The organism is Altererythrobacter sp., from assembly GCF_050299635.1.
Classification (GTDB): Bacteria; Pseudomonadota; Alphaproteobacteria; order Sphingomonadales; family Sphingomonadaceae; genus Erythrobacter.
Genome location: NZ_JBNKWF010000002.1, coordinates 1 through 24,455, shown reverse-complemented (window position 1 = coordinate 24,455; position 24,455 = coordinate 1). Strand labels below are relative to the sequence as shown.

The following is a 24,455-nucleotide window of genomic DNA, read 5'->3' as shown; positions in this document are numbered from 1 at the left end:
CCGCTCCATTCGCCCAAAGATTTCACCCGTATGGGATTTGAAAAATGAACGAACTGACCAAATTCACCAACCAGCTCGCAAAGCCGGAAACCTTCGACCAGATCCAGATCGGGATCGCTTCGCCCGAGCGTATCCGCTCGTGGTCGTTCGGCGAGATCAAGAAGCCCGAGACGATCAACTACCGCACGTTCAAGCCCGAGCGTGACGGGTTGTTCTGTGCGCGCATCTTCGGCCCGGTGAAGGACTACGAGTGCCTGTGCGGCAAGTACAAGCGCATGAAGTACAAGGGCGTCGTGTGCGAGAAGTGCGGCGTCGAAGTGACCGTGACCAAGGTCCGCCGCGAGCGCATGGGGCACATCGAACTGGCCGCGCCGGTTGCGCATATCTGGTTCCTCAAGTCGCTGCCGTCGCGCATCGGCCTGCTGCTTGACATGCAGCTCAAGCAGCTCGAGCGTGTGCTCTATTTCGAGAGCTACATCGTTACAGAACCGGGCCTGACGCCGCTTGAGAAGTTCCAGCTGCTCACGGAAGACGAACTGCTCGAAGCGCAGGACGAATATGGCGAGGACAGCTTCAGCGCCGGGATCGGTGCCGAAGCGGTCAAGATCATGCTGATGGATCTCGACCTCGAGCAGGAGCGCGAGGATCTGCTGGAAGAGCTCGCGACCACCAAGTCCACGCTCAAGCCCAAGAAGATCATCAAGCGACTGAAGGTCGTCGAGAGCTTCATCGATTCGGGCAATCGCCCCGAATGGATGATCCTCGAAGTGATCCCCGTGATTCCGCCCGAGCTGCGCCCGCTGGTTCCGCTGGACGGCGGCCGTTTCGCGACGTCCGATCTCAACGATCTCTATCGCCGCGTCATCAACCGTAACAACCGCTTGAAGCGCCTGATCGAGCTGCGCGCGCCGGACATCATCGTCCGCAACGAAAAGCGCATGCTGCAGGAAGCCGTCGATGCGCTGTTCGACAATGGCCGCCGCGGCCGCGTGATCACCGGTGCCAACAAGCGTCCGCTGAAATCGCTCAGCGACATGCTCAAGGGCAAGCAGGGCCGTTTCCGCCAGAACCTGCTCGGCAAGCGCGTCGACTATTCGGGCCGTTCGGTCATCGTGACCGGGCCGGAACTCAAGCTGCACCAGTGCGGCCTGCCCAAGAAGATGGCGCTCGAGCTGTTCAAGCCGTTCATCTACGCCCGCCTGGACGCCAAGGGTCTTTCGATGACCCTCAAGCAGGCCAAGAAGTGGGTCGAGAAGGAACGCAAGGAAGTCTGGGACATCCTCGACGAGGTGATCCGCGAGCATCCCGTGCTGCTCAACCGCGCGCCGACGCTCCACCGCCTGGGCATCCAGGCGTTCGAGCCGGTGCTGATCGAAGGCAAGGCGATCCAGCTTCACCCGCTGGTCTGCTCGGCCTTCAACGCCGACTTTGACGGTGACCAGATGGCCGTGCACGTCCCGCTGAGCCTCGAGGCGCAGCTGGAAGCGCGCGTGCTGATGATGTCGACCAACAACATCCTCTCGCCCGCCAACGGCAAGCCGATCATCGTGCCTTCGCAGGACATGGTGCTGGGCCTCTATTATCTCTCGATGGAACGCCAGGAGAAGACTCCCGAGTTCATCGAGGAGAAGGACGGCACCAAGATCGAGAAGCTGCCGCGCTTCTCCGACATGGCCGAAGTGCACCAGGCGCTCGAGACCAAGGCTGTCACCCTGCACACCCGCGTCATCGCCCGCGTTCCGCAGGCCGATGAGGACGGCAATGTGTCGATGCAGCGCTTCGTCACCACGCCGGGCCGCATGCTGATCGGTGAGTGTCTGCCGAAGAACCACAAGGTGCCCTTCGACATCGTCAATCGCCTGCTGACCAAGAAGGACATCGGCGACGTGATCGACGAGGTCTATCGCCACACCGGCCAGAAGGACACCGTGCTGTTCGCTGACGCGATCATGGTGCTGGGCTTCCGCCACGCGTTCCGTGCCGGCATTTCCTTCGGCAAGGATGACATGATCATTCCGGATTCGAAGGTGGAACTGGTCGATCAGACCAAGGCTCTGGTTGCCGATTACGAGCAGCAGTATCAGGATGGCCTGATCACCCAGCAGGAAAAGTACAACAAGGTGATCGACGCCTGGAGCCGCTGCGGTGACCAGGTGGCTGACGCCATGATGGAAGAAATCCGCTCGCAGCCGATTGGCGATGACGGCAAGCAGGGCCAGATCAACTCGATCTACATGATGAGCCACTCCGGCGCACGTGGTAGCCCGACGCAGATGAAACAGCTCGCCGGTATGCGCGGCCTCATGGCCAAGCCGTCGGGCGAGATCATCGAGACCCCGATCATCTCGAACTTCAAGGAAGGCCTGACCGTCCTTGAATACTTCAACTCCACCCACGGCGCCCGCAAGGGTCTGGCCGACACCGCGCTCAAGACGGCGAACTCAGGTTACCTGACCCGCCGCCTGGTCGACGTGTCGCAGGACTGCGTGATCGTGGAAGAGGACTGCAAGACCGATAACGCGCTGGAAATGCGCGCCATCGTTCAGGGCGGTTCGGTGATCGCGTCGCTTGGCGAGCGCATCCTTGGTCGCACCGTGGCGGAAGACATCATGAATGCCGCCACCGGTGAAGTGATCGTCAAGGCTGGCACGCTGGTGGACGAAGCCATGGTCAAGGACATCGAGGAAGCCGAAGTCCAGTCGGCCAAGATCCGCAGCCCGCTGATCTGCGAAGCCGAACAGGGCGTTTGCGCGACCTGCTATGGCCGTGACCTCGCACGCGGTACGCCGGTGAATATCGGTGAGGCTGTCGGCGTCATCGCGGCGCAGTCGATCGGTGAGCCTGGCACGCAGCTGACGATGCGGACCTTCCACATCGGCGGTGCGGCGCAGCTCAACGAAACCTCGCACCTCGAAGCGGTGTCGGACGGCAAGGTCGAATATCGCGACATGCCGACCATCACCGACAAGAAGGGCCGTATCCTCTCGCTCGCCCGCAATGGCGAGCTGGCGGTGATCGACGCCGAAGGGCGCGAGCGTGAAATCCACAAGGTGCCTTACGGTACCGTCCTGATGCACAAGGATGGCGCCAAGGTGAAGGAAGGCGATCGCCTGGCCGAGTGGGATCCGTTCACCCTGCCGATCATCACTGAAACCAGCGGTGTGGTCCGCTATCAGGACCTGCTCGACGGCACGACGATGGAAGAGCGTTCGGACGAAGCCACCGGCATCGCCCAGCGCGTCGTCACCGAGAACCGTGCGACCGGCCGCAAGAAGAAGGAAGACCTTCGCCCGCGCCTCACCCTGCTGGGTGACGAGACGGACAAGAAGGGTGATGAGACCGAGGCTGCGCGCTACATGCTGGCTCCGGGCACCACGCTCTCTGTCGAGGACGGCCAGGAAGTGCAGGCGGGTGACATTCTCGCCCGTGCTTCGCGCGAAGCCGCCAAGACGCGCGACATCACCGGCGGTCTGCCGCGTGTTGCCGAGCTGTTCGAAGCGCGCCTGCCCAAGGACAATGCGATCATCGCCAAGATTTCGGGCAAGATCGAGTTCGTCCGCGAGTACAAGGCCAAGCGCAAGATCGCGATCGTTCCCGAGGAGGGTGATCGCGTCGAATACCTGATCCCCAAGACCAAGGTGATCGACGTGCAGGAAGGCGACTTCGTGAAGAAGGGCGATACGCTCATCTCCGGCAGTCCCAATCCGCATGACATTCTGGAAGTTCTCGGGATCGAGGCGCTGGCCGAATATCTCGTCAACGAAATCCAGGAAGTCTATCGCTTGCAGGGCGTGAAGATCAACGACAAGCACATCGAGGTGATCGTTCGCCAGATGCTGCAGAAGGTCGAGATCACCGATGGCGGCGATACTGTGCTGCTTCCGGGCGAGCAGGTCGATCGCGAAGAGATGGACGAAGCCAATGCCAAGCTGGGCAAGGGCAAGGCGCCTGCCACCGGCACGCCGATCCTGCTCGGCATTACCAAGGCTTCGCTGCAGACCCGCAGCTTCATCTCGGCCGCTTCGTTCCAGGAAACCACCCGCGTGCTGACGCAGGCGGCGGTCGAAGGGAAGAAGGACACGCTGATCGGGCTGAAGGAAAACGTGATCGTGGGCCGTCTCATCCCCGCCGGTACCGGCGCGGGCATGAACCGGATGCGCGTCACCGCCTCCAGCCGCGACGCTGCGCTGCGCGCGCAGTGGAAGAAGCAGCAGGATGCGCTCGCTGCTGCGAACGCTACCGAGCCTGAGCCCGAAGCTGACGCCATCCCTTCGGAAGAAGCGATGAAGGCTGCCATGGGTGGTTCCGGGGCCAGCGCTGCGGAAACCGCCGAATAATCGCCAAGCCTCACGCAGGCTGACGAAAAGAGAGCCCCGCTGGAGCGTCGCGCTCCGGCGGGGTTTTGTTTTGCCGGAAATGTTGTTTCGGCGGAAAAGGAAGCACTGCCAACGCCATTTATGCTATTGCGAAGCAGTCGCAATTAATCTAACAAAAGCGAAATGGATCAAAGCGCGAGAGAACGGCAATGGATAGGCCCAGGCAAAGGCGTCATGGCTTCACGGCGGATAATACTCCGGGAAGCAAGGCTGGAACCGGGCGTTCCGAAATCCATGGGCGCGACCGAGATTGGATCGTGCGGCTGGCCCGACCCTCGCGGATAGACCAAGTGCCGCCTGTCTCCGCACGCTTTGTCTTCGCTTTGCGCGTCATCGCTCGTCATGACCGGGCCGCGCAGGATCCCTTCCCCTTCCTCGCGGTGCGCCTTGGTAGCCTGACCGTTGCCAGCCTCGCTATCGAGTTTGCGCAGCTCTGTTCGCGGTGCTGGCCAGAACCGATCCGTGTCGGGGCGCCGTGTTGCCAGATGCTCGGTTACGACGAGACTACGCTTGCCCGCATGGTCGCCGCCGCCTCGCTATGTGACCGGGATGAGTTCTCTGCAGAGATCGACGGTCTCGTCCGCTACGACCGGCATGAGCGCCTGTGGCAGGCGGCGGTGCGGCTCGCGGGGGCCGACATGGCTTGAACCAGTCCAGGACAGCTTCGATACGGCACGGGCAAGGGGCGCGTCGCCGCTCATTGCGATGAACCTTCGCACGCAAATACTTCAATCCTGCCGAATAGCGCCTATAGGGGCGCACATGACCACCACCCGTTTCGCCCCTTCGCCCACCGGGCGCCTTCACGTCGGCAATATCCGTACCGCGCTCCACAACTGGATGCTTGCCAAAAAGGAAGGCGGGCGTTTCCTGCTGCGGATCGACGACACCGATGCGGAACGTTCGCGCGAGGAATATGTCGAGGACATCCGCGGCGATCTTGCATGGCTCGGGATCGAGCCGGATGGCGAGGAACGCCAGTCGCAGCGGCTCGACCATTACGAAGCAGCCTTTGCGGCCTTGAAGGAGGCTGGGCGGGTCTATCCCGCTTATGAGACCGCGCAGGAGCTGGAGTTGCGGCGCAAGGTGCTGCTCGGACGCGGTCTGCCGCCGATCTATGACCGCGCTGCGCTGGAGCTCAGCGATGCGCAGCGTGCCGCGAAAGAGGCGGAGGGCATTGCGCCGCACTGGCGCTTCAAGCTCGACCACGACGAGACGATCGAATGGGAAGACGGTGTACGCGGCCCGCAGAAATTCGATCCCGCGCAGCTTTCCGATCCGGTCATTCGCCGGGCAGATGGTTCATGGCTCTATATGCTGCCGAGCGCTGTGGACGACGTCGAGATGGGCATAACCGACGTGTTGCGCGGCGAGGATCACGTTTCCAATACTGCAGTGCAAATTCAGATGTTTACCGCACTTTTTGCTGCAGGCGTGGGCGTGCAGCAAAACCTGCCAAATTTTGCTCACGAAGCACTGCTGGTGGGGCGTGAAGGCAAGCTCTCCAAGCGGCTCGGCTCGCTTGGTTGCGATGCGTTCCGCGAGAAGGGAATCGAGCCTGAAGCGTTGGTCGCGTTGCTCGCGCGGCTGGGCACTTCGCTTGCCGTCGAACCGATTACCGATCGCGCCGCATTGCTCGAAACATTCGAACTTTCCACCTTCGGGCGTGCACCGGCCAAGTTCGACGATGCGGAACTGGACCGGCTCAACACCGCCATCGTCCACCAGATGGAATTCGCCGATGTGCAGCACCGCCTGCCGCATGGCATGGACGAGGCGGGCTGGCATGCCGTGCGGCCCAATCTTGCCACTGTGCATGAGGCGGGCGAGTGGTGGCGGCTCGTCACAGGGCCGATCGACCGGATGGACTTCTCTGCCGAGGACAGGAGCTTTCTGGCCGAGGCCGCGCGCCTTCTCACATGGGGCGATGACCCGTGGCATGGCCTCACCAATGCGTTGAAAGAGGCCACGGGCCGCAACGGCAAGCCGCTGTTCCTCCCTCTGCGCCAGGCGCTCACCGGCATGGACCACGGGCCGGATATGAAGGAACTGCTGCCGCTGATCGGCGAGGGAGAAGTGCGCGCGCGGCTCGAACGCGCAGCACATGGCTAGGCCGCGCGCGGGGTAGGATGGGCAATTGGCCGTTAACGGCCAGATCGGCCCCCTCATCACCGAATCTTTACAGATTAACCCTAAGATTCAACTTCAGGCTTCAACCTCGGCCGTAAACTCCAAATCCGCCATGCTCGTAACGATGCTGGCAAGTGTCTTGGGCTACAAGTTCGAAAGCAAGGACAGTCGCCCGCTGGAAAGGAACCGGATCGATGAGCTATGGCGCAAACCTGGACGGAAACGAACGCCCGCAGGCCGAGTGCCGCTATCGTTCGGGACGCAAGATGGTGCTCGACATTCTCGACATTTCGCTCGGCGGATGCATGCTCGATTCGCGCGGCTGGTCGGTCCAGCCGGAAGAACACATCACGATCAAGATGCCGACGCTGGGCTATCGCTCGGCCAAGGTGGTGTGGATCGAGGACGAGCGAGCGGGCGTAGCTTTCGACGAGATGCTCTACGAGCCGACGCTGGTGCATATCCAGGAACAGATGCAGCAGGCGGCCTGAGGGCGTTTCTGTAGCGAACGTCCGCAAGTGGGTGGAAAACGGACATTGCTACGACATCGTTGAGCAGGTTCCATGGCCTTTTACAGTCACAACAGTGCGTGCGTGTGGTGTCACGTAACCTCCGCGAGCCCTTGAACCGTCGGAACACAGCACTTCAATTCCGCCCTCTAACGAGGGGATGCCAACAAAATAACCTAACGGAAGCACCGAAAGCGCCTGCTTTTCCTCCGCATTTGTTAGTCGAGCATTGGATGCCATGCCTGTTTCATCGTGGACAATTACGAGCCCCCTATATTCCAGATAAATGGCGGTCATCGCAAAAACGGCGATTAGGCCGAAACTGGTTCCTGCAACTTTCTTCATCACCTAATTATGCATGCGATGTCTAACGTCGGCAACGGGGTCATTAACGGACGTTTGAGGCTATCAACTCTCGTGCCGGTCCAGCTCGTCGCCGGTCAGCGTGACGACATGCAGCAGGTTCGTCGCTCCTGGTGTGCCGAACGGCACGCCCGCCAGCGCGATCAGCTTGCTCCCGGCCTTACCGAATCCATGCCGCAGCGCCATCCGCTTGCCCTTGGCAATCATCTCTTCGAAGCTGCCGATGTCCTTCGTCGCGACGGCATGCGCACCCCAAAGCAGCGCCACGCGCCGCGCGGTCTTGTCTGAAGGGGTCAGCACCAGCATCGGCGTAGCGGGCCGCTCTCGCGCCACGCGCCGGGCGGTCGAGCCGGATGAGGTGAAAACGGTTATTGCACTGATCGACACCGTATCGGCGATCGTCATGCATGAATGGGCGAGCGCATCGCTGGTGGTCGCATCGGGCGGCGTCTCGAGGAAGCGGACGCGCGCCTTGTAATCCTCGCTGCGCTCAACCTGCATCGCGATCTTGTCCATCATGGCAACCGATTCCTCGGGCCATTCGCCTGCCGCGCTTTCGGCGGAAAGCATCACCGCGTCGGCGCCGTCATAAACGGCATTGGCGACATCGGAAACTTCCGCGCGGGTCGGAACCGGTGAGGAGATCATGGACTCGAGCATCTGCGTCGCCACGATCACCGGCTTGCCCGCCATACGCGTGGCGTTGACGATCTTCTTCTGCAGCGGCGGGACTTCATAGGGTTCGAGCTCGACCCCCAGATCGCCGCGCGCGACCATGATCCCGTCCGACAGTTCGATGATTTCGCTGAGACGACGAACCGCCATGGGTTTTTCGATCTTGGCGCAAAGCGCGCCATATCCGCCCATCAGCCTGCGCGCTTCGGCGAGGTCTTCGGGTCGCTGAACGAAGCTGAGGCCGATCCAGTCGACGCCATTCTCGACTGCAAAGGCGAGATCCTTGCGATCCTTCTCCGTCAGCGCGGGAATCGGCACTTCGGCGTCAGGCACGTTCACGCCCTTGCGGTCGGAGATGACGCCGCCGACTTCGGCCGAGCAGAGAATCTCCTCTTCGCTCGCGCGGATCACCTTGAGCCGGATCTTGCCGTCATTGATCAGCAGGCGCTGGCCCTTCTCGAGGATACCGAACAATTCGGGATGCGGCAGGCAGACGCGTTTCTCGTCGCCCGGCTCCGGATTGCGATCGAGCGTGAAATGGCCCGAGTGCCGGATCACCGCCTGCCCGTCCTTGAAAGTGCCGACGCGCAGCTTGGGGCCCTGAAGATCGGCCAGGATCGCAACCGGGCGGTTGAACTCGCGCTCAAGCGCGCGGATCGCCTTGATCGTGGCGGCATGGGTTTCATGGTCGCCATGGCTCATATTGACGCGGAAGGCGTCTGCGCCGGCCTTGAGCAGCTTGGCGAGCATTTCGGGGCTGCGGCTGGCGGGGCCAACCGTAGCGAGGATCTTGACCTTGCGACCGCGTGGATCGAGCCTTTGGAGATCGGGGTTTGACATGGATGAGTGCTATGGCACAGCTTTTGGGCAACTCAAGGACAAGTAATGATGGATACGAATGCGCCCTCCGCCCCCGATGCACTGGATCAACTCGACGATGCCGTAGCGGCGGCGGCATTTCGGCGGCTGGTCCGCCACCTGCGCCACCGCCATGATGCGCAGAATATCGAGCTGATGGGGCTGGCGGGTTTTTGCCGAAATTGCCTGGCGGACTGGATTCGTGATGCTGGATACGAAGGCGACAAGCCTGCCGCGCGCGAGCTGATCCACGGCATGCCGATGGAGGAATGGAAGGCCACGCGCCAGAAACCCGCCACCGAAGAACAGCTCGCGGCGATGGAAGCGAGCCTCAAAAAGAACCAGTAGTCGAAAATACGGTGGATTGAGGATTCGCCGGGTTCACGGGCTCGCGCCCGCTGGCTATCGAGCCGCCAACCGAATCTCTCGCGATTCTCATTTCACTGGAGCTGATACGACATGGCCGAAGCCACCGACGACCGCCTGCGCCTGCTGATCGAGCGCATCGAACGCCTCGAGGAAGAAAAGAAGGGCATCGCCGACGATATCCGCGACGTCTATGCCGAAGCCAAGGCGGTTGGTTACGACGCCAAGATCATGCGCCAGATCGTGCGTCTGCGTAAGATGAAGCCCGATGATCGCGCCGAAATGGAAATGGTGCTCGATACCTACAAGGCGGCGCTCGGCCTCGGTTGATTTTCCGGTCTTCTGTATTATCATTATAATACAGCTTCAAAGGAGAAATTCATGGCCGGACCCTGGAAAGACGCACGCGGCATTATCGTTACAACCACACCCACGATCGAGGGGCAGCCGATCCAGCAATATCTGGGCATCGTGACGGGCGAAGTGATCGTTGGCGCCAACCTGTTCCGCGACCTGTTTGCCAATATTCGCGACATCGTGGGCGGGCGTTCGGGCAGCTATGAGCGTATCCTGGCCGAAGCGCGCGAACAGGCGATCCATGAATTGCAGGCCGAATGCGGCGCGCGCGGCGGCAATGCCGTGGTGGGTGTCGATCTCGATTACGAGGTGATCGGCGATACAGGGTCGATGCTGATGGTTTCGGCCAGTGGCACGGCGGTGAAAGTCTGACCGTGCAGATCCGTGCGGCGACGGCTGACGATGCCGCTCGCTGCGCGGAAATCTATGCGCCATTCGTCAGCGAAAGCTGGGTGAGCTTTGAGGCCGAACCGCCCGATGCAGCAGAGATGGCGCGGCGAATCGAAAGCTACGGCGCAACTCACGGTTGGTTGGTGGCCGAGATCGACGGCGCAACCGCCGGATATGCCTATGGCTCGCCGCACCGGACGCGCGCGGCCTATGCCAGTTCCTGCGATGTGGCGGTCTATGTCGAGCATGCATTCGCGCGGCAGGGCCTGGGCAGCGCGCTTTATGGCGAATTGCTCCCGCTGCTGGGGCGCACCTATCACGCCGCTTTTGCCGGTATCGCTTTGCCCAACGATGCAAGCATCGCTCTGCATGAGCGCATGGGGTTCACGCCGGTCGGGATTTATCGCGAGGTTGGCCACAAGCTGGGCGGCTGGCGCGACGTGGGCTGGTGGCAAAGGTTGCTCTAAGCAACCTTTTCTCATAGGGCCGCTGTGCACATAACAAACCGGGAAGCACGGCAGCAAAATGGCCGAAACCAATATTAGCGAATCGCTGGTTCAACACTTCGTCACATCGGATGGGCTCACATTGGCGGCTGACGTTGCCGGGCCGCAAGGCGCGCCGCTGGTGCTGCTGATGCATGGCGGCGGGCAGACACGGCATAGCTGGGCGGGTGCGATGCGCGCGCTGGTTGCGGCGGGATATCGCGTCGTCAATCTCGATGCGCGCGGCCATGGTGAGAGCGACTGGTCGCCTGACCAGGCCTATGCGCTTCAGAACCGGATCGAAGATGTCCGCGCCGTGGTTGACGGCTGCACCGTTCCCTATGCGCTGGTCGGCGCATCCATGGGCGGGCTCACCGCGATCCATGCTGCAGGCGAAGGGCTGAAACCGGCCGCGATCATTCTGGTCGATATCGTGCCCGAGATGGAGCGCACCGGGGTGGAGCGGATCGTCGGCTTCATGAATGCGCATCACGCAGGCTTCGCCAATCTGGACGAAGCGGCCGATGCGGTTGCGGCCTATTATCCCGAGCGGCCCCGGCCCAGGGATCCGAGCGGGCTGATGAAGAACCTGCGCCTGCGCGATGACGGGCGGCTCCATTGGCATTGGGACCCGGTGATGTTCGATATCGAGGATGCGGGCCGGTTCCACGAGCCGCTGGAGCGTTCATCGCAGCGGATCGGCGAGGATGGCGATGTGCCGGTGCTGGTCGTGCGCGGGATGCTCAGCGACATGGTTTCGGACAGGGGCATCGCGGCATTCAAGGCCAAGGTGCCGCATGTGGAGATCGCCGATGTGGGCGGAGCGGGGCATATGGTTGCAGGCGACAAGAACGATGTCTTCAACACCGCGGTAATGGGCTTCCTTGCGCGCTATATGCCGCTCTGACCGGACCGCAGTTCTGCTATCCGTCGCCCCCGTTGCTCGGCGCAACGCACTTGTCCGGCCGCGATTTACGAGTCCTGAAATGTTGCCAATTCACTCGAAATCACTCTAGGGGCTGCGGCAGTCATTCCAAACCATCGATACGGACTTAAGCGAAGCCATGGCAGGCCATTCCAAATTCAAGAACATCATGCACCGCAAGGGTGCGCAGGATAAGAAGCGCTCGAACCTCTTTTCCAAGCTCAGCCGCGAAATCACCGTGGCGGCGAAGATGGGCACGCCCGATCCGGACATGAACCCGCGCCTCCGCCTGGCGGTCAACAACGCCAAGGCGCAGTCCATGCCCAAGGACAATATCCAGCGTGCGATCGACAAGGCCTCTGCTGCCGACGGCGATAGTTACGAAGAAGTGCGTTACGAGGGTTATGGTCCGGGCGGCTCCGCGATCATCGTCGAAGCGCTGACCGACAACCGCAACCGCACAGCCACCAATGTGCGCACCTGTTTCAGCAAGAACGGCGGCAACCTCGGCACCGAAGGCAGCGTGGTCCACGGTTTCGAGCGTGTCGGCCTGATCGAATATCCGGTTAGCGCGGGCGACGAGGACACGATTCTGGAAGCCGCGATCGAAGCGGGTGCGGACGATGTCGAAAGCGAGATGGGCGAAGATGGCGGCCACTCGATCTGGACCAGCGCGGAATCGCTTCACGAAGTCGCCGGTGCGCTGGAAAAGGCGCTGGGCGAAGCGGAGAACGTCAAGCTGGCGTGGAAGCCCAATCTGACCGTCGAGATGGACGAAAAGTCTGCCGGAACGTTGCTCAAGCTGGTCGATGCGCTCGACGATGATGACGATGTGCAGACCGTGTGGGGCAATTACGATATCTCCGACGACATCATGGAAAAGCTCGGCGACTGAGCCGGAACGCGGTGCTGATCCTCGGCCTCGATCCTTCGCTCAGTTGTACCGGCTGGGGTGTGATCCGGGCCGAGGGATCGCGCATCAGCCACATCGCCAACGGCCAGGTCAAGACGGATGCCAAGGCACCGATCGCCGTGCGGCTGCATCATCTGCATGATGCGATCCGTGCCGTGATCGAGACGCACGCACCCGATCGGGCGGCGGCGGAAGAAATCTTCGTCAACAAGAACCCGCAAACGACGCTCAAGCTGGCGCAGGCGCGCGGTGCGGTGCTGGCCGCCTGTGCAGCTCATGGGCTCAGCGTGAACGAACACGCCGCGCGACTGGTCAAGAAATCGATCACCGGCACCGGTGGAGCAGACAAGGTTCAGGTGCAGGCCATGCTCAAGGTGCTGCTACCCGGCGCAGCAATCGCCGGAGCCGACGCCGCTGATGCGCTGGCGGTGGCGATTGCCGATGCGAATCTAGGGTAGGAGAGAGCCGTGTATCTGGTCGTGTTCCGTAATCGCAAACGCGCCGACATGGATGCGGCGGCCTATGCCGCCGATGCCGACAGGATGGTTGAACTGGCAAGCGCGCAGCCGGGCTTCCTTTCGTTCAAGAGCTACACCGCCGATGACGGCGAGGTCGTGGCTATCTCCGAATGGGAGGACGAAGCGGCCGCGCTCGGCTGGCGGCGGGTGGCCGAACACGCGGAGGTCCAGGCCAGGGGGCGCCAGGATTATTATGCGAGCTACACATTGTTCGCCTGCGATTCCCCAAAGGTTCACAATTTCAAGGCTAAGGACGACACGTGACGATCAAGCTTTACGGCATCCCCAATTGCGACACAGTCAAGAAGGCGCGCAAATGGCTCGAGCGGCAGGGCCTCGATTACGCCTTCCATGATTACAAGAAGGAAGGCGCCGATCCGGCGAAACTCGCAGTGTGGATCGCGGACAAGGGCGTCGATACGATACTCAACCGGCGCGGCACGACTTTTCGCAAGCTTTCCGACGCAGAAAAGGCGGATATCGATGCCGCGAAGGCGGTGACGCTACTCGAAGCCAATCCGAGCATGATCAAGCGTCCGGTGGTCGAATATGATGGCGGGTTGCTGGTCGGTTTCAAGGAAAGCGAATGGGCGGAGGTATTCTAGAGCCAGTGCGCTCTGGCCACCGCCGAGCTAATTGTCGCCAAGAAAGGCCCGACCGCTGAACTGCTCCGCCTCGGAATGCGAATAGCTCTGGAACTCATGCTTGAGTTTGGCCAGATCATAACCGGTCGCCCACAGGCCGATTCCACCGGCTGCGACAAGCAGGATGAGGTATTTGAACATGCGCGCAGGATGTGACGCCTATGTCTAAAGGCAGGTTCAGGGAAATGATTACCGTGGCGGCTACCATGCTGCTGGCCCTGGCGTATCCGGCTGTTTCCGTGGCGGCGGAAAACCCGATCGTCATTGCCCATCGCGGTGCCAGCGGCGAGCGGCCCGAACATACGCTTGCCGCCTATGAGCGTGCGATCGATGAAGGTGCGGACTATATCGAGCCCGATCTGGTCGTGACCAAGGACCTGGCGCTGGTCGCGCGGCATGAAAACGAGCTGTCCGACACCACCGATGTCGCAAGCCGTGAGGAGTTCGAGGACCGCCGCCGCGAAAAGACCGTGGATGGCCAGCGCGTTGCGGGCTGGTTCGCTGAGGACTTCACGCTGGCGGAGCTGCGGACGCTGCGGGCGAAGGAGCGCATCCCCGCGATCCGCCCTGCCAATGCGCGATTCAACGGGCTGTACCAGGTGCCGACACTTGAAGAGATCGTCACGCTGGTCCGCGCAAAGGAAGCCGAGACCGGGCGCAGGATCGGCATCTATCCTGAAATCAAGCATCCCACTTTCCTGCTGCAGAATTCGGGCATCGACATGGTTGACCTGCTGCTGCACGAATTGCGCAAATTCGGTATTACCGCGGACGATCCGATCTTCATCCAGTGCTTCGAAGTCGGGACGCTCCAGCGGCTCAAGCAACGCAGTGGTTTCAGGCTGGTGCAGCTTGTCGCCGAAAGCGGCGGCCCGGCGGACGAGCCCGATATGTATTATGGCGACATGATCACGCCCACGGGGCTGGCGGAAGTCGCCAAATATGCCGACGCGATAGGGATCGATTTGCGTCTGGCATTCGGCCCCGATGGCATACCGTCAGGATTGGTGGATGACGCGCACAATGCCGGGTTGAAGGTACATGGCTGGACCCTGCGCAAGGAGAACGCCTTCCTTCCGCCCGTGCTGAAACGCGGATCGCAGGATGGCGGCACCGGCGACGTGCTGGGGATGGTCAATCTGCTAGTGGTCCAGGGAATCGACGGCATTTTCACCGACGATCCTGGGCTTGTCGTGGGCGCGCTCAGCGAGCTCGATGCCGGGCGGTGACGATGTAGTTGAGCGAAAGGTCGCTCACCGACAGGTGCAGCCCCTTGCCCGGTCGCCAGGTGATGCCTTGCGGCTCGCCCATTTCCAGCCCGGCCGCGGCAAGCAATTCGCGCAACTCCTCAGGCGTCACGAAATCGTCCCAGTCATGGGTGCCGCGCGGGACATAGCCGGTCCGCTCCGCCGCTTCGACCAGCAACAGCTTGCTCGCCGTGGTGCGGTTGGGGGTCGAGAGCACCAGCAGCCCATCGGGTACGAGCTTTTCCGCCAGCGATGACAGGAACTTCGGCTTGTCGGCGACATGCTCCACCACTTCCAGCGAAGTGACGAGATCGAATGCTCCGATGTCGAGGCTCGCCAGTTCCCCAGACATGTAGCGGATATCGAGTCCGGCGCCCTCTGCATGGGCGCTGGCGACACCCACATTCTCCGCCGAAGCATCCACACCGGTCACATCCGCGCCCAGCCGCGCCAGCGGTTCGCACACCAGCCCGGCACCGCAACCGACATCGAGCGCGGCCTTTCCCGCGAGCGGGCGGATGCCGGCGCGATCGCTACCCCAATGCGCGTCCACCGCCTCGCGGATGAAGCGCAGACGCACCGGATTGACCTGGTGGAGCGAGGCCATCGGGCCCTTGGCATTCCACCATTCGCGCGCCAGCGCCCCGAAATGCGCAGCTTCATCGGGACGGATGGTTGTGCCGCCCGTAGATTTCATTGCGTCTGATACAGTTGCATCGCCCATATACTGCCCCTAACAGCGCGCGGAGCGCGATTCCAGAAGGAGCGTATTACTCGTGGCACGTATCGTGATGAAATTCGGCGGCACCTCGATGGCGGGGACCGAACGCATTCGTCGCGTGGCCAATATCGTGCGCAAACAGCAGGCCGCCGGGCACCAGGTTGCCGTGGTCGTAAGCGCGATGGCAGGCGAGACCGACCGGCTGGTCAATTTCTGCCGCGAAGCCAATGCGCTTTATGATCCGGCGGAATATGACGTGGTGGTTGCGAGCGGCGAGCAGGTCACCAGCGGATTGCTGGCGCTGACGCTGCAATCGATGGGCTGCAAGGCGCGTAGCTGGCTCGGCTGGCAATTGCCGGTCCGCACGGTTGAGGCCCATGCCAAGGCGCGGGTCGATACGATCGATGCGCCCGGCATGATTGAAGCGATGGACCGCGGCGAGATCGCGGTGATCCCCGGTTTTCAGGGTATTTCGCAAGAAGGCCGCATCACCACCATGGGGCGCGGTGGTTCGGACACCTCGGCGGTGGCAGTGGCGGCGGCAGTCAAGGCGGACCGCTGTGATATCTACACCGATGTCGACGGGGTCTATACTACCGACCCGCGTATCGTGGCCAAGGCGCACAAGCTCAAGGCTGTGACTTACGAGGAAATGCTGGAGCTCGCTTCAGTCGGGGCCAAGGTGCTGCAGACTCGCTCCGTCGGACTGGCGATGAAGGAAGGCGTGCGGGTGCAGGTGCTTTCGAGCTTTATCGGCGATGATGCCGTGCCCGCCGATGAATTGCCCGGCACGCTGATCGTGTCGGATGAGGAAATGGATCAATTAGTGGAGAAGGGCGACATGGAACGCCAGCTCGTCACCGGTATCGCTCACGACAAGAACGAAGCGAAAATCATCCTGACCCGCGTACCTGACAAGCCGGGCGCGGTGGCGCATATCTTTGAGCCGCTCGCCGATGCTTCGATCAATGTCGACATGATCATCCAGAACGTGGGCCGCGACAAGGGCGAGACCGACGTGACCTTCACCGTGCCGCAGACCGATCTGGCACGGGCGCAGGCGTTGCTGGAAGACAAGCGCGGCGACATCGGCTTCAACCGCATCATCACTGACAGCAAGGTCGCCAAGATCAGCGTGGTCGGTGTGGGCATGAAGAGCCACGCAGGTGTCGCCAGCACCATGTTCCGCGCGCTGTCCGATCGCGGGATCAATATCCAGGCGATCTCGACCTCCGAGATCAAGGTTTCGGTGATGATCGACGAGGATGAGACCGAACTGGCCGTGCGCGTTCTGCACACCGCCTATGGGCTCGATTCCGAAGACGAGGCCGCCTGACGCGCACCGGCTTCTCGGTATGGAAATGCGTGCTGTCCAACGCTAGGCGACAGTGCGAAACGGCCCACCGCGCTAACGCGGCCTGATAACCAATCCTTAACTCCGCCCTTCGACCTTCAGGGTTCAGAAGGAGCGACACCCATGCCGCTGAAGGCGCATCTCGAATCAAGTGAGTTAAGTATTGAATCGCGGGCTGATCCGCGCCGGCACCTGCTGCTTGAAACAAGCGGCACACTTCCCAGCGGGGAGCAGGCCAATGTCGTCGTGCACAATGTCTCGGCCACCGGGATGCTGCTTGAAACCACGCTTGCCCTGAGTGTGGACGAACGGCTTGCGGTCGAGATCCCAGAGGCCGGGCTCGCCAGCGCGCGCGTGGTCTGGGCGAGCGGTATGCTGTTCGGCTGCGCATTCGACGAACGGCTAGGCGCTGCGGCGCTGAGCGCTACCGAACTGCGCGCATCCGCTCCCTTGCCGCCGGAAATCGGCCAACCGAGCATCGGGCGCAGGGCGACTGGCGAACTGTTCGGCAAGCGGCTGGAAAACCTGCGCAAACAGCGCGGAATGACCTTGGCGCAAGTCGCCGACCAGCTCGGGGTCAGCAAGCCGACTGTCTGGGCATGGGAAAAGGGCAAGGCACGTCCGGTCGAGGAGCGCTTGCCGGCGATCGCCGCAGCGCTGGGGATCGAGCCAAACGAGCTGGCCAGTTTCAGTGAGCCGCCCGGCATCTCAGAACTGCTCGAAACGAGCCGCAAGCAGATTGCTGAAGCCTATGGCACGACGCCCGATCGGGTCCGCATCATGATCGAAGTCTGATCGACACTGTCCTTGCACAGCTGCGCTTCCGGCCCCGATGGTCTGCTGCCAGCCTCTCCGTTCACCGCAAAACCAACTGCCCCTTCGCGGAATTATGGTAAACGAAGTAAGTCGTTGATTCGTAATTCAGTTTTGTATGTTTACACGGCTAACGCGAATGGGGATTTGTACCGATCCGCTTGGGGAAAAAGGGCGGGGAAAGCAAGGAAACGGGTTAGCTAACGTCAATATGCCGGACTGAGCGCGGAGCAACTGGGGAACTTCGTCAACGCCGAGGGGGCACACGGCAATGGTCGGGAGATTCACCGTCGATGACGGTTCAATATTGTGCGGATTGCTGGCCGATTGCGCCGGAGACATTCTGCTGAAGACCGATGCAGGGGGCTTCATGACCGAAGCTTCGCCGGGGCTCGAGAGCTTCGGGATCGAACTCGGTGCAATGCTGATCGCGCCGCATATCGCAGATATTGCGCAGGGCGGTCACGCGGCGCGGGTGCGGCAATATTGCAAGGACGCTCTTGGTGGCAGGCCAAGCGCCGACCGGATCGAGTTCCCGGCCTGCAGTGGCGGTGACATCGATGTGGGAGAGCGCTGGTATGCACTCGCCCTTCGGCCCACGCCCGATGCCAGTGGTACAATCTCCGGCGCCATCGGCATCATGCGATCAATCGCCCATCGACGCTCATTGGAAGACGAGGTTCTCAACGCCTCGATGACCGATCAGGTGACGGGCCTGGGCAATCGCCATGCCTTCATGTCGATCATGTCGCGGATGCTGTGCCGCGAAGGGAACAAGGGGGCGATGATCCTGTTCGGGATCGACCGTTTTCGCGCCATCACGCTCAATTATGGGCAGAGCAAGGGCGATGAGGTGCTGTGGGCCTTTGCCCAGTTCCTGCGCGCCATGTTGGGCGACGAACCCATCCTGACCCGGCTGGAGGGGGAGAGGTTCGCAGCGATCCTGCCTGACGTCGATGTCCATGCAGCGCATGACATAGCCGCCGAAGCGATCGAGATCTTCGCGCGCCTTTCGCAAGAGAGCGGCACTGGGGAAATCCGTGTCAGCGCCAGCGCCGGGATCGCCGCCATGTCCGGCGACCGCGACGAAGTGCTGGCGAGCGCCGAGCTGGCGCTTACCCTGTCGCAGGCGGCGGGAGGGCGGCGCAGCGAATTGGGCCACCAGGCGTCGATCCGCATGGAGCAGCGCCGACTGGCATAGTACTGGTCGCCATGGCGCCGGTGGGCATAATGCCGCAAGGTACCAGCGAAGCGTCTTGCCCGCACGCGCTGACCCGCCTAATCGCGCTCAGCATGAGCACCTTTTCAAAAACGGCCGCGCTGATGAAACGCGGCACCGACTTCCTCGGCTGCGACTACGCCATCCTGTGCGGCGCGATGAGCTGGGTGTCGGAGCGCAATCTCGTCTCCGCCATTTCCAATGCCGGGGGCTTCGGCGTGATCGCGTGCGGGGCGATGACGCCCGAACTGCTCGATACCGAGATTGCCGAGACGAAGAAGCTGACCTCAAAGCCGTTCGGCGTGAACCTCATCACCATGCACCCGCAGCTGTTCGATCTGATCGACGTGTGCCGCAAGCATGGTGTGGGCCACGTCGTGCTGGCGGGCGGTATTCCGCCCAAGGGCAGCGTCGAAGCGATAAAGGGAGAAGGCGGCGCGGATGCCAAGGTGATCTGTTTCGCACCCACGCTGGCGCTGGCCAAGAAGCTGCTGCGTTCCGGTGCCGATGCTTTGGTGATCGAAGGGATGGAGGCAGGCGGCCATATCGGTCCCGTTTCGACCAGCGTGCTGGCGCAGGAGATGCTGCCCGCGCTGGCGGACGAGCATCTGATCTTCGTTGCAGGCGGCATCGGCAAGGGCCAGGCGATTGCGGGCTATCTCGAGATGGGGGCGGCTGGCGTGCAGCTCGGCACGCGTTTCGCCTGCGCCAGCGAGAGCATCGCGCATCCCGATTTCAAGAAGGCATTCTTCCGCGCTTCGGCCCGCGATGCAGTGGCCAGCGTCCAGGTCGATCCGCGCCTGCCGGTCATTCCGGTCCGCGCGCTCAAGAACAAGGGCACCGAATCCTTTACCGCCAAACAGATCGAGGTCGCCGGAAAGCTCGACCGAGAGGAAGTGGCGATGGACGAAGCGCAGCTCCAGATCGAACATTACTGGGCCGGTGCATTGCGCCGCGCAGTAATCGATGGCGATGTCGAGGGCGGTAGCCTGATGGCGGGCCAGTCGGTCGGCATGGTCAAGGCAGAAGAGCCTGTGGCTGAGATCATCGCTACGCTGATGGCCGAAAGCGAAGAGGCGCTCTCGCGCCGCTAAGCCCTTGTCGATGATGGTATGGCACCATAGTCTTCGTTTCGACCGGAAACGAAGGAGAGTGCACCCATGTGCGACGAAGCCAATCTGAAGCAATGGGCGCGCGAGCGCATCAGCCGCCGGCAGTTCGGCGTGCTGGCGGGCGCGGCGACAATCGCCGCCTGTGGCTCCTCGGGACAGAGCAATGCCGAAGACGGTTTGATCGAACTGACCGAAAGCGGGGTCACCTTCGAAACTGCCGACGGGACGATGGACGGATTCTTCGTCCGCCCCGCAAGCGGGTTGGCTCCCGGCGTCATCATGTGGCCCGATATCGCTGGCCTGCGCGAAGCCAAACGCAGCATGGCTAGGAGGCTGGCGGGCGAAGGCTATGCAGTTTTCGTCGCCAATCCCTATTACCGCGATGTTGCGGGCGAGCAATTCGCGGATTTCGCTGCCTTCATCGACGAGGGCGGCTTCCAGAAGGTCGGGCCGTGGCGCGAGAAGTTTACCGCCGAAACGGTGACGCGCGACGCGCGCAGCGTGGTGGCATGGATCGACGCGCAGGACGGCGTCGATACGGCTCGCGGGATCGGCACGCAGGGCTATTGCATGACAGGTTCCTTCGCGCTGTGGACTGCGGCGGCAGTCCCTGAGCGGGTGAAAGCGGCGGCAAGTTTCCATGGCGGAGGGCTTGTGCGTGCTGACGATCCGCTTAGTCCGCATGCGGTCATGGGCAAGATGCAGGCGGAGCTGTTGATCGCGATCGCTCAGAACGATGATGCCAAGGCACCCGACGACAAGACCGCCTTACGCGAGGCAGCAGATGCGGCGGGTCGCACTGCAGATATCAAAGTCTATGGCGGCGATCACGGCTGGACGGTGCTTGACAGCCCGTCCTATGCCGAAGGCCCGGCGGAAGAGGCCTGGGCGGCGCTGTTGGCGCTCTACAAGCGCACACTCTAGCGGCTGGTTCTCAGCCTTCCCCGCTCAGCAACGCCTTCCATGGCTGTGCGGCGGGCTCATCGCTGTCGAGCGGGTTCCACACCGCAGTCATGCGCGCGCGGGCTTCGGGCTCCGGCAGGCCGCTTTCTCGGTCGAGCAGGTAGAAGAAGCCCGTGACTCGGTAATTCATGATGCAATGCACATGGACCGGCCCTTCGGCCTGGTCGATGGCGTCACGCAGAGCCGCCACGTGCTCGCGCGTCGGCGCATCGAAAGGCACGGGGATATGCGTATAGCCGATGCCGTGCTGCGCCAGCAGCTCGCGCTCACCCGCCAGCGCTTCGGGATGATTGTCCAGCGCGAGATTGACCACATGCCTGACCCCGATTGCCGCCAGCCGCGCAGGGTCACCCGCATCGAGCTTGCCCGAGGTCGTGATGCCGTCAGGCCTGCGCTGCCAATTGCGGATATACTGCGGATCTGAAACGTCACTCATGGCCATGTAGCTGCTCCAATTGTTCGGAACCGTTTCATAGCAGCCGCGCGGACCATGTCGATTTTCTCCGCTTTCGCTTGGCCAAGGCGATCCCGCAGTCTAGATTGCCACCAGAGGACCGAAAGGAGCCAATTTCCATGGGTTACGTGCTAATCGCTCTGCTGTTCCTGCTGATCGTGTTCCTGCTGATGGCAGTGCGCGTGGTGAAGCAGGGTTACGTCTATACCATCGAACGGCTCGGCAAGTTCACGCTCGCCGCCGATCCCGGCATGCACATCATCATCCCCTTCATCGACCGCGTCGGGCAGAAGGTGAATGTGATGGAGCAGGTGCTCGACATTCCCGGTCAGGAGATCATCACGGCGGATAACGCCATGGTCGGCGTGGATGCGGTGGTCTTCTTCCAGGTCCTCGATGCGGGCAAGGCGGCTTACGAGGTGGCCAATCTCTACCAGGCGATCATGGCGCTCACGACCACCAATCTGCGCACGGTGATGGGCAGCATGGATCTTGACGAGACACTGTCCAAGCGTGACGAGATCAACGCCCGTCTGCTGGCGGTGGTCGATCATGCGACCTCGCCCTGGGGCGTCAAGATCACCCGCGTGGAGATCAAGGATATTCGCCCGCCACTGGACATTTCCGAAGCAATGGCGCGGCAGATGAAGGCGGAGCGTTTGAAGCGCGCCGAAATCCTCGAGGCCGAAGGCGACAAGACCAGCTCGATCCTGCGCGCTGAAGGACGCAAGCAATCGTCGATCCTCGAAGCGGAAGGCAAGCGTGAATCGGCCTTTCGCGACGCCGAGGCTCGCGAACGCGCTGCAGAGGCGGAAGCCCGCGCCACTCAACTGGTGTCGGACGCCATCGCATCCTCGGGCAGCCAGGCGATCAACTATTTTGTCGCGCAGGAATACACCAAGGCGGTGGGCAAGTTCGCGGAAAGCCCCAATGCCAAGACGATCCTGTTCCCGGTCGAAGCCACCCAGCTGATCGGCTCGCTCGGCGGGATCGGCGAACTGGTGAAAGACGCGATCAAACCGACCGAAGGCGATGTCACAACCCGCTCGGGCCAACCGCTCCCGCCCAGCCGCCCGCGCGCCAGTGTGCCGCGCTCAGGCGATAGCTGATGGACGATTTCGGCTCCTTCGATCCGCATTGGGTATGGATCGCGATCGGGCTGGTTCTGGCCGCGCTCGAAATGCTTGTGCCCGGCGTCTATCTGATCTGGCTGGCGGTCGCGGCGATCATCACCGGCTTGCTGACCTTGGGGCTCGACCTTGGCCTGCCGGCGCAGGTGGTCATCTTCGTCTCGCTTTCTCTGATCGCGGCCTTCAGCGCCAAACGCTTCCTGCGCGATACGCCGATCGAAAGCGCGGATCCGCTGCTCAACCGCCGCGGTTCGCGGCTGGTGGGGGAGACTGCGCTGGTGACGCAAGCGCTCGATGGCGGCACCGGCCGGGTCAAGCTGGGCGACAGCGAGTGGCTCGCGCGCGGTCCCGACATGGACGTGGGCGCGCGCGTGCGCATCACCGGTAGCGACGGGGCGATCCTGATTGTCGAAGCGATCGAAGCCGCCCTGCCACCGCCGCAACAGGATGGCGAGGCAGGCGAAGCGGGATAGCCGGGCGAGCTAGCGCGCGCTCAGGCGGTGACCCCGGCGTCCTTGAGGCCGAAGCGGCCATGCGTGCGGAAGTGTACCATCCACTTGTCGAGGAACAGGCCGAGCGGTCTTGGCTCGATACCCAGCTCGTCGAAGCCCGGATAATTGCCCAAGGCTGCGTTGCCTGCTTTCAGTAATTTCCACTGGTCGCTCGACATGGGGGTCAGCGGAAGCGCAGCGAAAATCGCCGACAGCGCATCCGGCATGGCGATGAAATACCGCTTGCGTCCCTGCGCGGCTGCAATCCGCTCATTGAGCTCCAGCATCGTCATCCGCTCGGGTCCGCCCAGTTCGAATGTCTTGCCGCCATGCTTGCCCGGCCCCAGCACGGACTGGGCGATTGCTTCGGCGACATCGTCGACATAGGCGGGCTGCAACTCTGCCGTGGGGCCGAAAACCGGCAGCACGGGGGCGAACTGGATCAGCCCGGCGAACATATTGATGAAATTGTCATCCTTGCCGAACAGGACCGAAGGGCGGACGATTGTCGCTGTCGGGAAGGCTTCGAGAACGCGGGTTTCACCCAGCGCCTTGGCCCGCCCATAGGCGGTCGGCGATTCGGAATTGGCACCGATCGCACTGACATGCACCAACGCCTGAGCCCCGGCTGCCTTGGCGTGCTTCGCGATTGCGCCGGGCGCTTCGCCCATAAGCTGCATCAGATCGCCGCTGAACGATCCTGCCAGATTGACCACCGCATGCGTGCCTGCGACGGCTGCGGCCACGGCGCGCTCGTCATTGACGTCGCAGCGGGCAAGTTGGAGCTGGCCGAGATTCGCCAGCGGTTTGAGCGGCCAGCCCTTTTCGGGCGTGCGGCTGGCGAGGCGGATGCGCGCGCCGCGCTCAAGCAGCGATTGCGTGAGGTAATTACCCAGAAAGCCGCTGCCGCCGAAGATCGTTACGAGCTTGTCCTTGAGGGGATCAGTCTTAGCCATGGCCGGTCCGTATTTGTGAGAGAGTGGGTGTTGGCGCCCGCCTTGCCGCAAGGCTTTGGCGACTGCAAGCCTCGCGGGTGCATCACGGGCGTTGACAGGGGTGGCAGGCAGTCGCTATTGGCGCGCTCCTACCGAGCGGCGCGGCTTTCGATGACCCCGCTGCATGTGTGTGCCCAGATGGCGGAATTGGTAGACGCACCGTCTTCAGGTGGCGGCGCTCGCAAGGGCGTGGAGGTTCGAGTCCTCTTCTGGGCACCATTTATGCAATTCTAGACAACTCTGATTTTACCGTTAAAGTCGCGAAAAACAGCGATTTAACGGCCATTTTCGTTTGCTGGTGCTTCTGGTTGATTCTCGTTAATCCACGTGATTCGGGGGTAATATTGGGGGTAACGAAAGAGTGAGGGAAGTTGGTCCAGCCAGAGGATTGGCCATTGCCACTAACGGACACCAAGATTCGCTCTTTGCAGCCGAAGGTCGGACAAT

27 protein-coding genes and 1 tRNA gene are annotated in these 24,455 nt (G+C 62.1%); 22 read left to right on the top strand and 6 right to left on the bottom strand.

Going from position 1 to position 24,455, the window contains the following annotated elements; all coding sequences use genetic code 11:
- Positions 1-44 precede the first annotated feature (44 nt).
- The 4 genes from rpoC to ACQY6C_RS01055 all read left to right on the top strand — a co-directional run bounded on the left by rpoC (position 45) and on the right by ACQY6C_RS01055 (position 6,997).
- Entirely contained in the window at positions 45-4,337 is a 4,293-nt protein-coding gene (rpoC, locus tag ACQY6C_RS01070; protein ID WP_427963735.1) for a DNA-directed RNA polymerase subunit beta', read from the top strand.
- A gap of 329 nt (positions 4,338-4,666) precedes the next feature.
- Positions 4,667-5,023: a DNA-directed RNA polymerase subunit beta' gene (locus ACQY6C_RS01065; protein WP_427963733.1), complete on the top strand. Its 357-nt coding sequence runs from the start codon at positions 4,667-4,669 to the stop codon at positions 5,021-5,023.
- A gap of 115 nt (positions 5,024-5,138) precedes the next feature.
- Positions 5,139-6,488, top strand: a complete 1,350-nt coding sequence (gene gltX, locus ACQY6C_RS01060; RefSeq protein WP_427963731.1) for a glutamate--tRNA ligase — start codon at positions 5,139-5,141, stop codon at positions 6,486-6,488.
- 212 nt (positions 6,489-6,700) lie between these two features.
- A complete protein-coding gene (locus ACQY6C_RS01055; protein WP_427963729.1) occupies positions 6,701-6,997 on the top strand; it encodes a PilZ domain-containing protein in 297 nt (98 codons plus the stop codon).
- Between the two features lie 48 nt (positions 6,998-7,045).
- Here the strand turns inward: ACQY6C_RS01055 and ACQY6C_RS01050 are convergent, their stop codons facing one another.
- A complete protein-coding gene (locus ACQY6C_RS01050; RefSeq protein ID WP_427963727.1) occupies positions 7,046-7,360 on the bottom strand; it encodes a hypothetical protein in 315 nt (104 codons plus the stop codon).
- Between the two features lie 63 nt (positions 7,361-7,423).
- Positions 7,424-8,893 (bottom strand): pyruvate kinase, encoded by a 1,470-nt coding sequence (gene pyk, locus ACQY6C_RS01045; protein WP_427963725.1) that lies wholly within the window; start codon positions 8,891-8,893, stop codon positions 7,424-7,426.
- Between the two features lie 48 nt (positions 8,894-8,941).
- Here pyk and ACQY6C_RS01040 point away from each other — a divergent pair, with 48 nt between their 5' ends.
- The 9 genes from ACQY6C_RS01040 (at position 8,942) to ACQY6C_RS01000 (ending at position 13,470) form a co-directional block, all read left to right on the top strand.
- A complete protein-coding gene (locus ACQY6C_RS01040) occupies positions 8,942-9,259 on the top strand; it encodes a DUF1244 domain-containing protein (protein ID WP_427963987.1) in 318 nt (105 codons plus the stop codon).
- A 111-nt stretch (positions 9,260-9,370) separates the two neighbouring features.
- The gene (locus ACQY6C_RS01035; RefSeq protein WP_203111360.1) at positions 9,371-9,607 is read left to right on the top strand and encodes a DUF2312 domain-containing protein; all 237 of its coding nucleotides are present in this window, start codon (positions 9,371-9,373) and stop codon (positions 9,605-9,607) included.
- Between the two features lie 51 nt (positions 9,608-9,658).
- Positions 9,659-10,006: a heavy metal-binding domain-containing protein gene (locus tag ACQY6C_RS01030; RefSeq protein WP_427963723.1), complete on the top strand. Its 348-nt coding sequence runs from the start codon at positions 9,659-9,661 to the stop codon at positions 10,004-10,006.
- A gap of 2 nt (positions 10,007-10,008) precedes the next feature.
- Positions 10,009-10,491 carry an arsinothricin resistance N-acetyltransferase ArsN1 family B gene (locus ACQY6C_RS01025; RefSeq protein WP_427963721.1) on the top strand — a complete coding sequence of 161 codons (483 nt, stop codon included), beginning with the start codon at positions 10,009-10,011 and terminating at the stop codon, positions 10,489-10,491.
- Between the two features lie 58 nt (positions 10,492-10,549).
- Positions 10,550-11,416 carry an alpha/beta fold hydrolase gene (locus tag ACQY6C_RS01020; RefSeq protein ID WP_427963719.1) on the top strand — a complete coding sequence of 289 codons (867 nt, stop codon included), beginning with the start codon at positions 10,550-10,552 and terminating at the stop codon, positions 11,414-11,416.
- A gap of 157 nt (positions 11,417-11,573) precedes the next feature.
- Positions 11,574-12,329: a YebC/PmpR family DNA-binding transcriptional regulator gene (locus ACQY6C_RS01015; RefSeq protein ID WP_427963718.1), complete on the top strand. Its 756-nt coding sequence runs from the start codon at positions 11,574-11,576 to the stop codon at positions 12,327-12,329.
- An 11-nt stretch (positions 12,330-12,340) separates the two neighbouring features.
- Positions 12,341-12,805, top strand: coding sequence for a crossover junction endodeoxyribonuclease RuvC (gene ruvC, locus ACQY6C_RS01010; RefSeq protein ID WP_427963717.1), 465 nt, complete (start codon positions 12,341-12,343; stop codon positions 12,803-12,805).
- Positions 12,806-12,814: 9 nt separating this feature from the next.
- Positions 12,815-13,129: an antibiotic biosynthesis monooxygenase family protein gene (locus ACQY6C_RS01005; RefSeq protein ID WP_427963715.1), complete on the top strand. Its 315-nt coding sequence runs from the start codon at positions 12,815-12,817 to the stop codon at positions 13,127-13,129.
- The gene (locus tag ACQY6C_RS01000) at positions 13,126-13,470 is read left to right on the top strand and encodes an ArsC family reductase (protein WP_427963713.1); all 345 of its coding nucleotides are present in this window, start codon (positions 13,126-13,128) and stop codon (positions 13,468-13,470) included. Before ACQY6C_RS01005 ends, ACQY6C_RS01000 begins: the two co-directional genes overlap by 4 nt.
- A 27-nt stretch (positions 13,471-13,497) precedes the next feature.
- On the opposite strand, the gene ACQY6C_RS00995 is transcribed toward ACQY6C_RS01000, so the two are convergent.
- Positions 13,498-13,650 (bottom strand): hypothetical protein, encoded by a 153-nt coding sequence (locus ACQY6C_RS00995; RefSeq protein ID WP_427963711.1) that lies wholly within the window; start codon positions 13,648-13,650, stop codon positions 13,498-13,500.
- A 20-nt stretch (positions 13,651-13,670) separates the two neighbouring features.
- Between ACQY6C_RS00995 and ACQY6C_RS00990 the strand changes: the two genes are divergently transcribed.
- A complete protein-coding gene (locus tag ACQY6C_RS00990; protein ID WP_427963709.1) occupies positions 13,671-14,738 on the top strand; it encodes a glycerophosphodiester phosphodiesterase family protein in 1,068 nt (355 codons plus the stop codon).
- Here ACQY6C_RS00990 and ubiG read toward each other — a convergent pair.
- A complete protein-coding gene (gene ubiG / locus ACQY6C_RS00985) occupies positions 14,713-15,480 on the bottom strand; it encodes a bifunctional 2-polyprenyl-6-hydroxyphenol methylase/3-demethylubiquinol 3-O-methyltransferase UbiG (protein ID WP_427963708.1) in 768 nt (255 codons plus the stop codon). The genes ACQY6C_RS00990 and ubiG overlap by 26 nt on opposite strands.
- A 52-nt stretch (positions 15,481-15,532) precedes the next feature.
- Between ubiG and ACQY6C_RS00980 the strand changes: the two genes are divergently transcribed.
- The 5 genes from ACQY6C_RS00980 to ACQY6C_RS00960 all read left to right on the top strand — a co-directional run bounded on the left by ACQY6C_RS00980 (position 15,533) and on the right by ACQY6C_RS00960 (position 20,899).
- Positions 15,533-16,813, top strand: a complete 1,281-nt coding sequence (locus ACQY6C_RS00980) for an aspartate kinase (protein ID WP_427963706.1) — start codon at positions 15,533-15,535, stop codon at positions 16,811-16,813.
- A gap of 141 nt (positions 16,814-16,954) precedes the next feature.
- Complete coding sequence (locus ACQY6C_RS00975) at positions 16,955-17,626, top strand: helix-turn-helix domain-containing protein (RefSeq protein WP_427963704.1); 672 nt, start codon at positions 16,955-16,957, stop codon at positions 17,624-17,626.
- Between the two features lie 289 nt (positions 17,627-17,915).
- Complete coding sequence (locus tag ACQY6C_RS00970) at positions 17,916-18,845, top strand: GGDEF domain-containing protein (protein ID WP_427963702.1); 930 nt, start codon at positions 17,916-17,918, stop codon at positions 18,843-18,845.
- A gap of 92 nt (positions 18,846-18,937) precedes the next feature.
- Positions 18,938-19,957, top strand: coding sequence for an NAD(P)H-dependent flavin oxidoreductase (locus ACQY6C_RS00965; protein ID WP_427963700.1), 1,020 nt, complete (start codon positions 18,938-18,940; stop codon positions 19,955-19,957).
- A gap of 66 nt (positions 19,958-20,023) precedes the next feature.
- Entirely contained in the window at positions 20,024-20,899 is an 876-nt protein-coding gene (locus ACQY6C_RS00960) for a dienelactone hydrolase family protein (RefSeq protein ID WP_427963698.1), read from the top strand.
- A 10-nt stretch (positions 20,900-20,909) separates the two neighbouring features.
- Here ACQY6C_RS00960 and ACQY6C_RS00955 read toward each other — a convergent pair whose 3' ends face one another.
- Positions 20,910-21,374: a protein tyrosine phosphatase family protein gene (locus tag ACQY6C_RS00955; RefSeq protein ID WP_427963696.1), complete on the bottom strand. Its 465-nt coding sequence runs from the start codon at positions 21,372-21,374 to the stop codon at positions 20,910-20,912.
- A gap of 137 nt (positions 21,375-21,511) precedes the next feature.
- On the opposite strand from ACQY6C_RS00955, the gene ACQY6C_RS00950 reads away from it, so the two are divergent.
- On the top strand, positions 21,512-22,501 hold the full coding sequence (locus tag ACQY6C_RS00950; RefSeq protein WP_427963694.1) for an SPFH domain-containing protein: 990 nt from the start codon (positions 21,512-21,514) through the stop codon (positions 22,499-22,501).
- Positions 22,501-22,995, top strand: a complete 495-nt coding sequence (locus tag ACQY6C_RS00945; protein ID WP_427963692.1) for an NfeD family protein — start codon at positions 22,501-22,503, stop codon at positions 22,993-22,995. The genes ACQY6C_RS00950 and ACQY6C_RS00945 overlap by 1 nt, the downstream gene beginning before the upstream one ends.
- 20 nt (positions 22,996-23,015) lie before the next feature.
- Here ACQY6C_RS00945 and ACQY6C_RS00940 read toward each other — a convergent pair whose 3' ends face one another.
- Positions 23,016-23,969, bottom strand: a complete 954-nt coding sequence (locus ACQY6C_RS00940; RefSeq protein WP_427963690.1) for a complex I NDUFA9 subunit family protein — start codon at positions 23,967-23,969, stop codon at positions 23,016-23,018.
- Between the two features lie 171 nt (positions 23,970-24,140).
- On the opposite strand from ACQY6C_RS00940, the gene ACQY6C_RS00935 reads away from it, so the two are divergent.
- Positions 24,141-24,227 (top strand) — tRNA-Leu (locus ACQY6C_RS00935).
- Positions 24,228-24,455: the final 228 nt, after the last annotated feature.